Source organism: Bradyrhizobium sp. CW1 (assembly GCF_023100665.1).
GTDB lineage: Bacteria > Pseudomonadota > Alphaproteobacteria > Rhizobiales > Xanthobacteraceae > Bradyrhizobium > Bradyrhizobium canariense_D.
Window position 1 is genome coordinate 505,622 of the sequence record NZ_CP064684.1, and the last position, 14,150, is coordinate 519,771.

17 protein-coding genes are annotated in these 14,150 nt (G+C 63.5%); 10 read left to right on the forward strand and 7 right to left on the reverse strand.

Translation table 11 applies throughout. The features are described from left to right. Nucleotides 1-100: 100 nt before the first annotated feature. Complete coding sequence (locus IVB54_RS02290; RefSeq protein ID WP_018452932.1) at nt 101-760, reverse strand: DedA family protein; 660 nt, start codon at nt 758-760, stop codon at nt 101-103. 309 nt (nt 761-1,069) lie between these two features. On the opposite strand from IVB54_RS02290, the gene cobS reads away from it, so the two are divergent. The 5 genes from cobS (at nt 1,070) to IVB54_RS02315 (ending at nt 7,119) form a co-directional block, all read left to right on the forward strand. After that, complete coding sequence (gene cobS / locus IVB54_RS02295) at nt 1,070-2,068, forward strand: cobaltochelatase subunit CobS (RefSeq protein ID WP_018452933.1); 999 nt, start codon at nt 1,070-1,072, stop codon at nt 2,066-2,068. A gap of 163 nt (nt 2,069-2,231) precedes the next feature. Further along, complete coding sequence (cobT, locus tag IVB54_RS02300) at nt 2,232-4,136, forward strand: cobaltochelatase subunit CobT (RefSeq protein WP_018452934.1); 1,905 nt, start codon at nt 2,232-2,234, stop codon at nt 4,134-4,136. Continuing rightward, complete coding sequence (locus tag IVB54_RS02305; RefSeq protein WP_018452935.1) at nt 4,133-5,194, forward strand: esterase-like activity of phytase family protein; 1,062 nt, start codon at nt 4,133-4,135, stop codon at nt 5,192-5,194. Before cobT ends, IVB54_RS02305 begins: the two co-directional genes overlap by 4 nt. A gap of 119 nt (nt 5,195-5,313) precedes the next feature. After that, on the forward strand, nt 5,314-6,426 hold the full coding sequence (locus IVB54_RS02310) for an NADH:flavin oxidoreductase/NADH oxidase (protein WP_018452936.1): 1,113 nt from the start codon (nt 5,314-5,316) through the stop codon (nt 6,424-6,426). Between the two features lie 282 nt (nt 6,427-6,708). Continuing rightward, complete coding sequence (locus IVB54_RS02315; protein WP_026232425.1) at nt 6,709-7,119, forward strand: hypothetical protein; 411 nt, start codon at nt 6,709-6,711, stop codon at nt 7,117-7,119. A gap of 243 nt (nt 7,120-7,362) precedes the next feature. Here IVB54_RS02315 and IVB54_RS02320 read toward each other — a convergent pair whose 3' ends face one another. From IVB54_RS02320 to IVB54_RS41415, 3 genes are all read right to left on the reverse strand, one after another. Beyond that, nucleotides 7,363-7,608: a PilZ domain-containing protein gene (locus IVB54_RS02320; RefSeq protein ID WP_007599245.1), complete on the reverse strand. Its 246-nt coding sequence runs from the start codon at nt 7,606-7,608 to the stop codon at nt 7,363-7,365. Between the two features lie 352 nt (nt 7,609-7,960). Continuing rightward, the gene (locus tag IVB54_RS02325) at nt 7,961-9,298 is read right to left on the reverse strand and encodes a DUF2235 domain-containing protein (protein WP_018452938.1); all 1,338 of its coding nucleotides are present in this window, start codon (nt 9,296-9,298) and stop codon (nt 7,961-7,963) included. Between the two features lie 291 nt (nt 9,299-9,589). Further along, nucleotides 9,590-9,721 (reverse strand): hypothetical protein, encoded by a 132-nt coding sequence (locus IVB54_RS41415; protein ID WP_007599247.1) that lies wholly within the window; start codon nt 9,719-9,721, stop codon nt 9,590-9,592. A 360-nt stretch (nt 9,722-10,081) separates the two neighbouring features. Here IVB54_RS41415 and IVB54_RS02330 point away from each other — a divergent pair, with 360 nt between their 5' ends. The 3 genes from IVB54_RS02330 to IVB54_RS02340 all read left to right on the forward strand — a co-directional run bounded on the left by IVB54_RS02330 (nt 10,082) and on the right by IVB54_RS02340 (nt 11,103). Next, entirely contained in the window at nt 10,082-10,339 is a 258-nt protein-coding gene (locus tag IVB54_RS02330) for a hypothetical protein (protein WP_018452939.1), read from the forward strand. A 1-nt stretch (nt 10,340) separates the two neighbouring features. Continuing rightward, nucleotides 10,341-10,637 (forward strand): hypothetical protein, encoded by a 297-nt coding sequence (locus IVB54_RS02335; RefSeq protein WP_018452940.1) that lies wholly within the window; start codon nt 10,341-10,343, stop codon nt 10,635-10,637. A gap of 187 nt (nt 10,638-10,824) precedes the next feature. After that, the gene (locus IVB54_RS02340) at nt 10,825-11,103 is read left to right on the forward strand and encodes a DUF1488 family protein (protein ID WP_018452941.1); all 279 of its coding nucleotides are present in this window, start codon (nt 10,825-10,827) and stop codon (nt 11,101-11,103) included. Between the two features lie 23 nt (nt 11,104-11,126). Here the strand turns inward: IVB54_RS02340 and IVB54_RS02345 are convergent, their stop codons facing one another. Then, entirely contained in the window at nt 11,127-11,612 is a 486-nt protein-coding gene (locus IVB54_RS02345) for a very short patch repair endonuclease (protein ID WP_247360815.1), read from the reverse strand. Between the two features lie 6 nt (nt 11,613-11,618). Then, complete coding sequence (locus IVB54_RS02350) at nt 11,619-12,710, reverse strand: DNA cytosine methyltransferase (RefSeq protein WP_247360818.1); 1,092 nt, start codon at nt 12,708-12,710, stop codon at nt 11,619-11,621. A 172-nt stretch (nt 12,711-12,882) separates the two neighbouring features. On the opposite strand from IVB54_RS02350, the gene IVB54_RS02355 reads away from it, so the two are divergent. Both IVB54_RS02355 and IVB54_RS02360 read left to right on the forward strand, forming a co-directional pair. After that, nucleotides 12,883-13,308 (forward strand): ATP-binding protein, encoded by a 426-nt coding sequence (locus tag IVB54_RS02355; RefSeq protein ID WP_247360819.1) that lies wholly within the window; start codon nt 12,883-12,885, stop codon nt 13,306-13,308. Continuing rightward, nucleotides 13,308-13,757: an O-methyltransferase gene (locus tag IVB54_RS02360; RefSeq protein ID WP_247360821.1), complete on the forward strand. Its 450-nt coding sequence runs from the start codon at nt 13,308-13,310 to the stop codon at nt 13,755-13,757. Before IVB54_RS02355 ends, IVB54_RS02360 begins: the two co-directional genes overlap by 1 nt. 28 nt (nt 13,758-13,785) lie before the next feature. Here the strand turns inward: IVB54_RS02360 and rpmB are convergent, their stop codons facing one another. Further along, nucleotides 13,786-14,097 carry a 50S ribosomal protein L28 gene (gene rpmB, locus IVB54_RS02365; protein ID WP_026232426.1) on the reverse strand — a complete coding sequence of 104 codons (312 nt, stop codon included), beginning with the start codon at nt 14,095-14,097 and terminating at the stop codon, nt 13,786-13,788. Between the last annotated feature and the right edge of the window lie 53 nt (nt 14,098-14,150).

Consider the following 14,150-nt stretch of genomic DNA (forward strand, 5'->3'; position numbering starts at 1 on the left):
ACGATCCCATGTAACGCGTTACAATGTAACGCGTTACGGCTTGGAGGCAAGGGCCGCCACGTTGCGAAGTCCCCAAACCGCAGTGCGCCGCTCGACGCTATCACCCTCGCGGCTTCGCCACCGCCACGCCGCCGCCGTTCCGGCGGCGATAGATCCAAACCGCCAGGCCTACGACGATTGCCACGCCGACCACGGTCAAAATCCACATATGCTTATACGGATGCCCATGGTGCGGCAGCCCGGCATATTCGTGCAGGGCCGACACCGCCAAAACGCCCGGCAGCACATGCGCCGGCGCCCAGACCAGGATCGCCGGGATGTTGATGGCGTAGAAGCGGGCCGGGGGCATGCCGAGCGCGCCCGCCGTGACCGGGACGAAGGCACGGATCGGCGGCACGAAGCGGGCGAAGAACACCGCCCAGGTGCCGAAGCGGTGGAAGAAATTCTCGCTCTGTTCGACCACACGCGGATAATTGGTCAGCGGCCAGGTGTTGAGGATCTCCCGTTGTTGCCGGTGTCCGATCCAGTAGGCCGAACCATCGCCGAGCACTGCGCCGAGCGCCGCCGCCAGCAACACCCATTGCAGCTTGAGCTCGCCGCCCGGGACCAGGGCGCTCAGCGCCAAGATGATCGTCGAGCCGGGGATGACCGACCCCACCACCGGAACCGCCTCGAGCAGGGCCGCCAGAAACAGGGTCAGATAGGCCAGCCACGCATGGGCCGAGACGAATGAAATGAGGGGATCGAGAAAGGACGTCACATCGTCTCTGCGGTGGGATTGGGCCTTGGGGTTCGGACCCTATATCCAGACCCTACATAAGTAACGAGCGGCGGTAAAAGTGCCACCCGCGTCGGCAGGACGGTGCCTTCGGCACGAAATTCAGGCGTGATTCGCAGGGCAGCCTTCCAAAAATCGCGTTCCTTGCCTATCTAAATGAAAAGACAACGGAACTTTGATCGGGGGGCGGGCTTCTGCCCGCCCGTTGTCTCTGATAGGTTCGCAACAGCACCCAGCCGCAGCCAACGTGCAATAACTGGTCTCGGGATCGCCCGGGACCTCGGAGGATTGATGACGACCGCCGCGATGTCCAAAGTTGAGGAAGTTTCCGGTTTGCCCGACATGAAGGTGTCGGTGCGCCAGGTGTTCGGGATCGACAGCGATCTCGAAGTCCCCGCCTATTCCGAAGTCGATCCTCACGTCCCCGAAGTCGATTCCGATTACCGCTTCGACCGCGCCACCACGCTCGCCATTCTCGCCGGCTTCGCCCACAACCGCCGCGTCATGGTCACGGGCTATCACGGCACCGGCAAATCCACCCATATCGAGCAGGTCGCTGCGCGACTGAACTGGCCCTGCGTGCGCGTCAACCTCGACAGCCACATCAGCCGTATCGACCTCGTCGGCAAGGACTCGATCGTGGTCCGCGACGGCAAGCAGGTCACCGAATTCCGCGACGGCATCCTGCCCTGGGCGCTCCAGCATAACGTCGCGCTGGTGTTCGACGAATACGACGCCGGCCGCCCGGACGTGATGTTCGTGATCCAGCGCGTGCTGGAAGTCTCCGGCCGGCTGACGCTGCTCGACCAGAACAAGGTGATCAAGCCGCATCCGGCATTCCGCATGTTCTCGACCGCCAACACCGTCGGCCTCGGCGACACCTCGGGCCTCTATCACGGCACCCAGCAGATCAACCAGGGTCAGATGGACCGCTGGTCGATCGTCACCACGTTGAACTATCTCAGCCATGACGAGGAAGTGGAGATCGTGCTGGCCAAGGCCAAGCACTATCGCACCACGGAGGGCCGCGACATCGTCAACAAGATGGTTCGCCTCGCCGACCTCACCCGCAACGCCTTCGCCAATGGCGATCTGTCGACGGTGATGAGCCCGCGCACGGTGATCACCTGGGCGGAGAACGCCGACATCTTCAGCGACATCGGCTTTGCGTTCCGGGTCACCTTCCTCAACAAATGCGACGAGCTCGAACGTCCCCTCGTCGCCGAGTTCTACCAGCGCTGCTTCAACGCGGAGCTGCCGGAATCGTCGGTGAACGTGGCGCTCAGCTGATCGCTCTCGGTGTGTCGTCCCGGCCGAGTGCGCAATTGCGCACGGGGGCCGGGACCCATACCGCGAGGTCTCTCGGTGAAGCGACGCTGCTAATTTCTCCTGACGCAATGATTGCCGGCGGTTATGGGTCCCGGCCTTCGCGGGGACGACGGGTAAGGGCGAGATGAGCACCACCTCCAACTCCAAATTCCGCAACACCAAGGAAGCCCCGACCGAGCCGTTCAAGCGCTCGGTGGCCTCCTGCCTGAAGGCGATCGCCAAGGCGCCCGAGCTCGACGTCAGCTTCGCCGCCGAGCGTCCCGGGCTCGCGCCGGGCAAGGCGCGGCTGCCCGAGCCCGCGCGAAAGATGACCAGGCGTGATGCCGCCATCGTGCGCGGCCACGCCGATTCCATCGCGCTCAAGCTCGCCTGTCACGATCCGAAGGTGCATCGCAAGCTGATGCCGGGCAATCCGCAGGCGCGCGGCGTGTTCGAGGCGGTGGAGCAGGCCCGTGTCGAGGCGATCGGCGCGCGGCGCATGGCGGGCGTTGCGAAAAACCTCACCGCGATGCTCGACGACCATTTCCATCGCGGCAAGTTCGACGAGATCACCGATCGCGCCGACGCGCCGCTCGCCGACGCGCTGGCGATGCTGGTGCGCGAGCGCCTGACCGGCATGGCGCCGCCGACGGCCGCCAAGAAGATGGTCGATCTCTGGCGCCCTATTCTCGAAGACAAGATCGGCAGGCGGCTCGACCGGCTCGATACCGTGGTCGAGGACCAGACCAGGTTCGGCGATGCCGTGCATGATCTGCTGACGGCGCTCGAGATCGGCGACGAGCGCAGCGCCGACAGCGAAGACAATGACGAGAACGACGAGAACCAGGACGGCGACAACGATCAGTCCGGCGCCGAGGGCTCGCCCGATTCCGACGCCGCGCAGGAGATGAGCGCCGATCAGGCCCAGGCGTCGAGCGAGGAGATGAGCGAGAGCGCGATGGAAAGCGCGCAGGCCTCGACCTCCGACACCTTCGACGACGGCGAGCTCGGCGACGACGAGACGCCGGGCGAGGCGACGCGGCCGAATTCGCACGGCAAGAACGAGCCGCGCGGGCCGGAATATCACGCCTTCGCGCCGAAGTTCGACGAGGTCATCGCCGCCGAAGACCTCTGCGACCATGACGAGCTGGAGCGGCTGCGCGCCTATCTCGACAAGCAGCTCGCGCATCTGCAGGGCATCGTCGCCCGTCTCGCCAACCGGCTGCAGAGGCGCTTGATGGCGCAGCAGAACCGCGCCTGGGAATTCGATCTCGAAGAGGGCATTCTCGACCCCGCGCGGCTGTCGCGCGTGGTGACCGATCCCTATCACCCGCTGTCCTTCATGCACGAGAAGGAGGCGACGTTCCGCGATACCGTGGTGACGCTGCTGCTCGACAATTCCGGCTCGATGCGCGGGCGGCCGATCACGGTCGCGGCGACCTGCGCCGACATCCTCGCCCGCACGCTGGAGCGTTGCGGCGTCAAGGTCGAGATTCTCGGCTTCACCACGCGCGCCTGGAAGGGCGGGCAATCGCGCGAGGCGTGGCTTGCCGCCGGCAAGCCGGCCAGCCCCGGCCGCCTCAACGATCTCCGCCACATCATCTACAAGTCGGCGGACGCCCCCTGGCGTCGTGCGCGGAAAAACCTCGGCCTGATGATGCGCGAAGGGCTGTTGAAGGAGAACATCGACGGCGAGGCGCTCGACTGGGCGCACAAGCGCCTGCTCGGCCGGCCCGAACAGCGCAAGATCCTGATGATGATCTCGGACGGCGCGCCGGTCGACGATTCCACGCTGTCGGTCAATCCCGGCAACTATCTCGAGCGGCACCTGCGCCACATCATCGAGGAGATCGAGACCCGCTCGCCGGTCGAGCTGATCGCGATCGGCATCGGCCATGACGTGACGCGCTATTATCGCCGCGCGGTGACGATCGTGGACGCCGAAGAGCTCGGCGGCGCCATCACCGAAAAACTCGCCGAACTGTTCAGCGAGACCAACACCGCGCCCACGCAGCCGGCCAACCGCCCGCGACGCAAACTGCATTCGTGAGCAACCATCGGTCCCGCCGCAGCTTTATCGGCCACGCGGCGGCGGGATTTTCCACTCTCGCACTGTCTCGCCTGGCGCAGGCACAGCCGGCGCCGAAGCCGGCGCTCATCGAGCACGCCGTCGCCGCGCCCGTTGGCATCGAGGTCAACGCGCGGCCGATCCCGAATTTCGAGCCGCGCGACCGCGCGCGCACGCGGTTCGGTTCGCTGGACTATCGCGGCGGCCTGGTGCTGACCTCGCCGCATCGCGGCTTCGGCGGCCTGTCCGGCTTCCGCTTTCTCGACAGCAAAGGCGAGCGCTTCCTCGCGATCTCCGACCAGGGCACCTGGTTCACCGGTCGCATCCGTTATTCCGGGCGGATCATGACCGGCCTCGGCGACGTCGAGGCCGCGCCGGTGCTCAATGCGGAGGGGCGGCCGATCACGGAGAAGCGGCTGTGGTACGACACCGAGTCGCTCGCGCGTGACGGCGACCTCGTCTATGTCGGGCTCGAGCGCGTCAACCAGATCATGCGGTTCGATTTTGCGAAGGGCGGCACACGCGCGCGCGGCGAGGTGCTGCCGACCCCGCCGGCGGTGCGCAAACTGCCCTACAACAAGGGGCTCGAGGCGCTGGTGTTCGTTCCAAAGGGGCAGCCGCTCGCGGGCACCTTGATCGCGCTGTCGGAGGGCGGCTTCGATGCCGACGGCAATCTGATCGGATTTTTGCTCGGCGGCCCCACACCCGGCCAGTTCAGCATTCGCCGCACCGACCAGCAGCTCATCAGCGACGCGGTGCTGCTGCCCTCGGGCGATCTCCTGATCCTCGAACGCAAATTCTCCTGGTTCACCGGCGTCGATATCCGCATCCGCGCGATCCCCCTGAAATCGATCGCGCCGGGCGCATTGGTCGACGGCCCCGTGCTGTTCAAGGCCGATCTCGGCCACGAGATCGACAACATGGAAGGCATCGACGCCCACGTCACGGCTGACGGCGAGACCGTGCTGACATTGGTGTCGGACGACAATTTCTCGATGCTCCAGCGCACCCTGCTGCTGCAGTTCGCGCTGGTGGAGTAGGGCGGCGCGGCCGCAATGCATCCCCCGCGAGCCGCCATGCCCCCCGCGCGGCTGGCAATCGGCGCATCGCCCACTACACTCTCTCCATCTCCCTGCCCCCCATCCCGGAACTCCCCCGCATGAGCGCCCTGTTTTCCCCGATCAAGCTGCGCGGCCTGACTTTGAAGAACCGCATCGTGGTGTCGCCGATGTGCCAATATTCGGCCGAGGACGGCGTCCCCACCGACTGGCACTTCACCCACATCAACAATCTCAGCCTGTCCGGCGCCGCGATGTTCTGCATCGAGGCGACCCATGTCGAGGCGATCGGCCGCATCACGCCGGGCTGCCTCGGGCTCTACAGCGATGCCGCCGAGGCCGCGCTGAAGCAGATCCTCACCTCGGTGCGGAAACATTCCTCGACCGCCGTCGCAATGCAGCTCGCGCATGCCGGCCGCAAAGCCAGCAGCGCGCGGCCCTGGGACGGCGGCCAGCTGATTCCGCAGGACGCGGGCGGCTGGCAGACCGTGGCGCCGTCGGCGCTGCCGCACAAGGAGGGCGAGGCCGCGCCGCTGGCGCTCGATGCCGCCGGCCTCAAGCGCATCCGCGAGGCCTTCGTCGATGCCGCCAAGCGCGCCGATCGCATCGGCATTGACGCGGTCGAGCTGCACGGCGCGCACGGCTATCTCCTGCATCAATTCCTGTCGCCGATCTCGAACAGGCGCACCGACGAATATGGCGGCTCGCTCGAGAACCGCATGCGCTTCCCGCTGGAGGTCTACGACGCGGTCCGCGCCGTATTCCCGCACGACAAGCCGGTCGGCATGCGGGTGTCGTCGACCGACTGGGTCGAGGGCGGCTGGGACCTGGCGCAGACCATCGCATTCGCAAACGCGCTGAAGGCGCGCGGCGTCGACTGGATCGATGCCTCCTCCGGCGGCGTCTCGCCGCTGCAGAAGATCGCACTCGGCCCCGGCTATCAGGTGCAGTTTGCAGAGGCCATCAAGCGCGAGACCGGTTTGCCCACCATCGCCGTCGGCCTGATCACCGAGCCGAAGCAGGCCGAAGAGATCGTCGCATCCGGCAAGGCCGACATGGTCGCGCTCGCCCGCGGCTTGCTCTACGACCCGCGCTGGGCCTGGCACGCCGCAGCCGAACTCGGCGGCGAGGTCGAAGCCCCGCCGCAATACTGGCGCTCGCAGCCCTCGACCCAGAAGGCGCTGTTCGGCAAGACCACGTTCGGGGCGCGGTGAGAGAGGCGAGTCTGGCGCGAGGACCGCGCCGCAAACTCGTCATTGCGAGGAGCCCTTGCGACGAAGCAATCCAGGCTGTGTCCGCGGAAAGATCCTGGATTGCTTCGCTGCGCTCGCCATGAGGATGGGGAGGCAGCCATGCGACACACGCCAAGGTCGTTGCTCCGCGTACCTTTTGGTCCCGTGCCGTTCCGCCTCACGCATCCGTAAACCCTCTCAGCTTCCACCCCACCCAAATCTGGCCTAACCTCGCGTGCGTCCAACGCCTCGCGGAGGCCCGCCATGCGATTTCGTGTTCGAAAAGCTGCCCACGTCATCGAGCGCGTGGGCCTTGCGATGGCGGGCGCGGCGTGCGGGCTGTTTGTCGGCGCTTATGTGGGATCGGCGATCCCCGCGCTCACCACCGAGGGGTTCCTGCTGCTGATGATGGTGCTGGGCTTCGTCGGCTTCTATCTCGGCATCGACACGCCGCAATTGCCGTTCGACGAGGCCCACGGCGACATCGACGCCGCGGAACTGTTGAGCGCCGCCGGCACGCTCTGCGCCACGCTCACCGCGCTCGCCTCCGTCGCCATCATCGTGCTCCGCCTCGATCCGCACATCGCCTGGAGCTGGTTCGCCTTGTTCGGCTGGATCGCCGGCGTCGCGATGCAGATCGTCGCGGGCGCAAAGGCGCGGATGCGGAAACCGTGAATTTGTTGTGTTGGGAGAGATCGCGCCGCAAGTACACTGCGTTCCCTCCCCCTTGTGGGGGAGGGCTAGGGAGAGGGGTAGCCACACGGCGTGCTCTGTCGAATGAAGCGACACTCTGTTGCCATCGCTTCGCACGTAACTAACACCTTTTGCTGGGCCACCCCTCTCCCCAACCCTCCCCCACAAGGGGGGAGGGAGCCGAGCGGAGTGTGGAGCGCGGCCTTGTTCAGCAGCTGGAAGGAGTCAAAACACCACTCCCACCTTCGTGCCGCGCTTCCACGCCACGCGGCAGCGTTTTTTCGTGTTCACATGCAGCAGCTCGAAGCGATCGGGAATCTTCACCTGGCCGCCGAGATCGACGCAGGCACCTCCGGGCGAATAGTCGATCAGCGTGCAGGGGATCACCGGCGCGCGCGGGTCGGTGATGATCTTGGCCTGGCGGGACACCAGGCCCGCGGGTTTGACGCGGGCATGTCGTCGCGGATGCATTGGCACTCTCCTCCAATTTCCGCGGATGGCGCGGGTGGTCAGGAGATGATGCCCAGGAGTTGATTCGATCCGGCTAAGGCGGGGCGGAGAATTTTAATGAAAAGTATCGGCGAATGGAGAAAGCGGCGGTAGCGGGGTGGGAAGGCTTCCCCCTCTCCCCTTGTGGGAGAGGGTGGATCGCCACGAAGTGGCGAGACGGGTGAGGGGTCTCGCACGGCATACGAAGCTTTCGCGTTCGCGGCGACAACCCCTCATCCGGCGCCATAGCCGATGCGAAGCATCGGCGTTTTCAAGAACGGCGGCCGAAGACCGCCTATGCCACCTTCTCCCACAGGGGGAGAAGGGAAGGCCCTCACCCCACCACGATCTCCCCCGACTCCGCCACCATGCCCACACCCGGCGGCAGCGGCATCGGCACCGTCACATACTCCTTCGGCAAATTCACCGGCCGATAGTCCGGCTCCACCGCCATCCGCTTCAACACGCTCTCATGCACATGCGCGCCTTCGGGGATCAGGCGCGGTTCGCAATCGGGGATGTAGAACCCGAGAAACACCTTCCGCGCCGGCCATTCCCGGTACTTGGCGCTCTTCGGCAGATATTCCAGCACGCGCCAGGGCGCCGTCATCGAATCATGCAGCTCGCCGGTCTTGCCGGTGTAAGCCGGCGGCACGTATTGGAACGGCGAGTTCTTGCGCTGGATGCCCCAGGCGAGCTGGTTCACCGTGCGCGGGTTGAAGTTCAGCCCCGCCTTGGTCGCCTCCTCGATCATCCAGAGCAGCGGATATTTGGACTCGCCGCTCTCGACTTCCGGATAGCCGCCACCGACGTCGCAATGCACGCCGGCGAACCACACCTGCAAAATGTCCTGCGGCTCCTTCTTGTCGTCGGGCACGAAGCGGTTGCGCCAGTACTCCTGCGGCTCCTCATACTGCTTGAGGCGGAACATGCAGCGCCGCTCGTCGATGGCGATCGCCTGGCGGAAGATGTTGACGCTGGGATTGCGCAGCGTGAAGGCGAGCTCCTCGAAGCTCGGCAAATAGCCCCGGTCGGCGCGCGGCACGATCACGCTCGCCACCGTGTCCCAGACGCCGATGAAGTGGATGGTCGGCCAGCGCGACGAGGTGATGCGTGCGAACTGCGCGGCGAGATCGAACTTGTTTTTCGGCAGCGGCCCGCTGTCGTCAAAACCCTCATCGATGAGGTCGCTGACATCGTTGCCGCGCCCGGTGCCGGAATATTGCTTGTAGGCGACGAGGCCACTGCCTGCGAGGTTGGCCTGCTCCGGCGAGATCAGGCCGATCTTGTGGATCAGCCCCGCCAGCACGCGAACCGTGTAGGCACCGCGCGAAAAACCGAACAGGTAGATCCTGTCGCCCGGCGCGTAATGCTCGACCAGGAAGCAATAGGCCGACAGCGTGTTGTCATCGAGCCCGTAGCCAGTGGCGAGCCCCAGCACCAGATTGACGTTGGCTTTCCAGCGGTGCCACGTCGACGGCTCCGTCACCGTGCCGACCCCGGGATCGTAGAACACCATCTGCCGCGGCCGCGTCTTGTCGGTCTTGCGCAGGCAGCGATAGAGCTTCAGGACGTTGGAGATGTTTTCGGAAATCTCGTTGCCGGTGCCGTCACAGCAGATGACAAGGTTCTTCGGCTCGGATGTGTGCTCGGCGTTGCGCTCGTGATCCACAGGATGCCCCTCCCGCTGATGCTACCCGGGCGAGTATAGCGGAAAAGGGCGGGGAGAGGGAGATGACGCTTCTTCTCCTCTCCCCTTGCGGGAGAGGGTGGATCGCCGCGAAGCGGCGAGACGGGTGAGGGGTCTCTCTCCGCGTGCGAATCTCTCGCGTCAGAACTCCCGGAGACAGACCCCTCATCCGGCGCCATAGCCGATGCGAAGCATCGGCGTTTTCAAGAACGGCGGCCGAAGGCCGCCTATGCCACCTTCTCCCGCAAGGGGAGAAGGGAAGGCGCCCGCCGGCTACTTCTTCTTCTGGCCGATCTCCGGCTGCCAGGCCGCGTCCTTGCGGCTTGGCGCTGCGGCGCTGGTCTTGATCTTGTCCTTTTTCGGCTTCTTGGTCTCGCGGTTGCTGCGTTGCTGTCCCTTGGCCATGACGTCGTCTCCTCCTGGGTTTCGAGTTCGTCCGCGTGCGAGATCGGCGCTGCAATGGTCGCTGGGCGGGGCTGTGAGATGCACCCGCCCGAACCAATGAAGATCGCCGCTGCGCACACGAGGCGCGAAAGATGCAGCGCAACATCGACGCGCGGCAATTGCGTGAGCTGCGCTGACGTGGTCGAGCGTACGCCCGCGTCCTGCCGATTGCGAGGACTAAAACGCCGCGCACGAGCACCGCGCTTGCGCCGTAAGTCCCGGCCCACGCTGACATAATGCTGGCTATTGCCGGGTAACAAGCGCATGGTCGTGACCAGCTGGTGTCGGTTGGGGCCCCTTCTTTGCGAAAGGCAGGCGCGCATGACCATCCGCTCGCGGCGAGAAACCATCACCTTCAAGCATCCATTCCACATCCGCGGCCTCGAGCGCCAGTTGCCGGCCGGCGCCTATGAGGTCGTCACCGACGAGGAGATGATCGAGGGCCTGTCGTTCGCATCCTATCGCCGCGTCGCCACCATGATCACGGTGCCCTCCGAAGGCGTGCGCGGTGCGACGGAGATGCTGTCGATCGGCTCGGTCGACCTGGCGGATGCCCAACGTATCGACGCGAGTGCCTGACATGACTGACATCCCGGTCGATCTCGACAGCCACCGCGGCATGGCCGCCCAGAAGGCAACCGATCTGCGCCGCGCGCTGGCCGATGTCGAGGCCCAGGTCAGGGAGCTGCGCGAGCGCGAGGCCGAGCTTGAAAACCGCATGATGTCGGTGCCTGCCACGTCCTGGCCGGAGGCCGCCGTGAAGGCCCGCCATCTGCTCAACCTCTATGCCGCGAGCCTGCCCACCGAGGACACCCGCCACCGCGCGCTGGTGGCCGCCCTGTTCGACGATTTCGCAAGGCTCAACGGCGACGGCTGAAGGCGAGCCAACTCAGGCGTCGTCCTGGCCGAGTGCGCTATTGCGCACGGGGCCAGGACCCATAACCACCGAAGCGACTTGTTGTGCACCCTCGTGCCACAGCCTGCTTCGACAACGCCGACCGGCGCCCCCCGTGCGCAATTGCGCAAAAGGCCGGCGCGACGCGCGGCCGCAAAAGGAGTACCCCATGACGCTCACCAGCAGCCGCTTCATCGCCCACGACCAGGACCGCGGCATCGTCCAGTTCTCGATGCAGGATGGCGCGAAGGAGATCGCCTGCGCGATCTCGACCTCCGCCATGGACGACCTCGAGCGCGGCCCGCGCGCCAGGCCGAGCGAGCGGGAAGAGCAGTTCACGCGCCTGCGCGAACGCATCGAAGCCTGCACCGGACGCAAATATCAGGCGACGGAGTTCGAAGGCACCCCGCCGGGGATCGTGCTGCGGAGCATTGATTTTCGGGGGTAGGGAGAGGGGCGGCTCGCCCTGCTCTAGCCACCGCTGCGTCCTGCCCGTCTTACGCGGACTGCGCGCCGAGAGCTGGACACCTCTTTGTTGTCGTGGGCAAGCTTGCGTTTCAGAACATGCCTTCTGATGAGTCTTTCGAGGGTCAGTGGCTGCTTTGTTTCGCATTCCCAAATAGTGACGACCTTCCAACCTAAGGATCGTATCTCCGCTTGCACACGCTTATCTCGCGCGACATTCGATCTGAACTTTGCGGCCCAGAAGGGAGAGGCTGGAGCCGACGCTTTGGAACAGCCGGGATGTCTATGCCAATAGCAACCGTGGACAAAAAGGGCCAACTTCAAACGGGGGAAAACGAGGTCCGGCTTGCCAGGCAGATCGTCCCGATGAAGTCTAAAACGCAGGCCGAGCCTATGTGCTAAGCTTCTCACACGAATCTCAGGTCCGGTGTTCTTGCTCCGAACCCTCGACATCAACCACGATCGTCTCGTTTTCGTTAGTCGATCAACCAAGCATCGTCACTCCGCCGCCATTTGTACCTGTTGCGCAGCACCCATGCGCTCCGCGATCAGTGAAAGAATTGCTTGAGCGATGATAGGCGAAACGCTGTTTCCGATCATTCGAAAGCTGTGCCACACGGTAGGATGAAATCTGAATGAGTCTGGGAACCCCTGCAGTCGGGCTGCCTCTCGAACGGTAATAACGCGATCCTCTTCTGGATGAATTGGACGAACCGCTTGATAAGAGCCCTTGTCCTTGCCCGTGCCGGCGCGAAGATTGGGGCATTGGCCTTCCCAAGAGAGGCGCGGATGCCTTCCGACGGAATCAATTTCACCGGGCTTCAACTTGTGAAATCTCTTCTTCACTTCCGGAGTATGGATTGTCACTCGGTGACCCGTGAACGTCTTGTCTTTGCTCCTTAGACCGAGGGAATAGACACTTGCCCGACCTGGCCGGGAAATTTTCCACACATCAAAGCCGTCCTCTTCACCAACGAGTGTAGCGTCGGACAGATCGCCGATGGCTGCACGCACCGTCGAAGAAGCTCGGATCCTAGAGGAGAGGTCTTCCTCGCTTATAGGATCGCAGCGCTCCGGGTCGTATCCAATAATGAACAATCGCGCTCGGAGAGTCGCCGCTCCATAGTCCGCGGCATCCAGTATTAACGGGCCGAGTATCTTGTACCTTGCAGGAACCAATTCGAGGCTCTGCTCCAAGAGCGTCCGAGCGCCGCCATACCCCAAGCCTCGAACGTTCTCCATCACAAAGAAGCCCGGCCTCGTTTCCGAAACAATCCGGAAAAAATGTCGAACTAGGTGCCTGCGTGGATCGGTGGATTTTCGATGGCCGATGTCGCTAAACCCTTGGCATGGAGGGCCGCCTATTATCCCGTCGGGAGAGCCGCCGAGCAGTCGGCGGATATCAGAGCCTCCGACCCTGCGCACCGTTGCTAGCTCAAGCTGGGTAGTCGGGAAGTTCGTTCCGTAGGATGACGTGAGAATAGGATCGTTATCGAATGCTACTTTAGGCGAAAGCCCGGCTCTGTGTGCACCTAAAGAGAACCCCCCGCATCCACAAAAAAGGTCAACAATCTGAGGTTGCCCTTGCACAAATCAATTCCCAATACGATGATCCCCAAAGGGTAGATAGCGGATTTGTCAACCGCCGTCGAACGGGAATGGGGATCATCCACCGAATTGCGATGCCCGTTCATGATGGTCATATGGTTGGCCGAACATCGCCAACCGATGCGGCGTATTTAATCAGTGGGGACTAACGCTAATGGCTGAAGAAGAGGGCCAGACGATTTGGGGCGGCCCAACGAAGCGGTTTTTCGTTTCAATGCTGACTCGAGACATTGAGCTAAAAGATGCAATCCTTGATCTAGTAGACAACTCGATCGACGGCGCCACTCGCCAACTCAAAAGCAAAGCGAAAAAGCCGGACGCGTATAAGGGATTTGAGACGCGGCTCAGTATTTCTGCAAAGTCCTTCGACATATCGGACAACTGCGGGGGAATTCCGAAGGGCGCAATCAAGGACGCTTTTCTGCTGGGTCGGCCGAAAGTCGACAAAGACAAAGGGCTTCCGACGATCGGTGTGTACGGAATGCTGATGTGCGCAATCTTAAGCAAGGGCCTGCAGGTGGCAGCGCCACTAGAGAAGCTTTTCGGGCCAATTACCTGCGTGATCAGCTTGGAGACGTGATGCCTACTAGCATTACCAAAATTGGAGACGACGATTTGCCTTTGGTGCTGTGCCAATGCATCGAAATGGTCACGCTAAAAGCGACGGTGCAAGTGCCAAACCTCGATTTCGTCCCCGTACTGAATACTTCTTACGCCGATGGACAGCGCATGTTGACGGTCACGTGCGCCGTATCCGATCGAAACTCGCGCGACAAATTTCCCAATGCGCTGTTTAAGCGATGGGCATTCGCGAGCGCTGGCTGGAACGATATGCACGACATTGCTGTGCCGATCCTCTCGGCGAAAGAACGATTCAAGCTCGATGGGAATCTCGGGAAAACTGCAAAGAAGCTGCTTACGTCGCTCAGGTTCTTGCCGGCAGATGACGAGCCGTCATCCTTGATTGCGATTAGCAACTACAAGAAATACCAACGGTTCTATCCCGCCTTCCGCCACGTCGACGACTAACAAAAACGGCCGCCCAATCCGAAAATTCTTAGCTCGCCTTCTTCTCCGGCGCCGGGGTCGGGCCGACCTTCTTCTGGATGGCGCGCTTCAGCTCGAGGGCGCGGGGCGACAGCACGGCGGCCTTGGCCTTGAGCAGGAAGGGATCGAGGCCGCCATTGTGGTCGACGCTCTTGATCGCGTTGGTGGAGACGCGCAGGCGCACGTTGCGGCCCAGCGCTTCGCTGATGAAGGTCACGTTGACCAGGTTCGGCAGGAAGCGGCGCTTGGTCTTGATGTTGGAGTGGCTGACCGTGTGGCCGACCTGGGGGCCCTTGGCCGTCAATTCGCAGCGGCGAGACATGGCAAAATCCTCAATCTTTCCCAACGATGTGCGGCCGCCATTCGGGGCGCCAC

Bases quoted from the DNA above. Each gene is read 5' to 3' on its own strand.
- cobS (WP_018452933.1), top strand. From the start codon at position 1,070: ATGACGACCGCCGCGATGTCCAAAGTTGAGGAAGTTTCCGGTTTGCCC.
- cobT (WP_018452934.1), top strand. From the start codon at position 2,232: ATGAGCACCACCTCCAACTCCAAATTCCGCAACACCAAGGAAGCCCCG.
- IVB54_RS02310 (WP_018452936.1), top strand. From the start codon at position 5,314: ATGAGCGCCCTGTTTTCCCCGATCAAGCTGCGCGGCCTGACTTTGAAG.
- IVB54_RS02315 (WP_026232425.1), top strand. From the start codon at position 6,709: ATGCGATTTCGTGTTCGAAAAGCTGCCCACGTCATCGAGCGCGTGGGC.
- IVB54_RS02320 (WP_007599245.1), bottom strand. From the start codon at position 7,608: ATGCATCCGCGACGACATGCCCGCGTCAAACCCGCGGGCCTGGTGTCC.
- IVB54_RS41415 (WP_007599247.1), bottom strand. From the start codon at position 9,721: ATGGCCAAGGGACAGCAACGCAGCAACCGCGAGACCAAGAAGCCGAAA.
- IVB54_RS02330 (WP_018452939.1), top strand. From the start codon at position 10,082: ATGACCATCCGCTCGCGGCGAGAAACCATCACCTTCAAGCATCCATTC.
- IVB54_RS02335 (WP_018452940.1), top strand. From the start codon at position 10,341: ATGACTGACATCCCGGTCGATCTCGACAGCCACCGCGGCATGGCCGCC.
- IVB54_RS02340 (WP_018452941.1), top strand. From the start codon at position 10,825: ATGACGCTCACCAGCAGCCGCTTCATCGCCCACGACCAGGACCGCGGC.
- IVB54_RS02355 (WP_247360819.1), top strand. From the start codon at position 12,883: ATGGCTGAAGAAGAGGGCCAGACGATTTGGGGCGGCCCAACGAAGCGG.
- IVB54_RS02360 (WP_247360821.1), top strand. From the start codon at position 13,308: ATGCCTACTAGCATTACCAAAATTGGAGACGACGATTTGCCTTTGGTG.
- rpmB (WP_026232426.1), bottom strand. From the start codon at position 14,097: ATGTCTCGCCGCTGCGAATTGACGGCCAAGGGCCCCCAGGTCGGCCAC.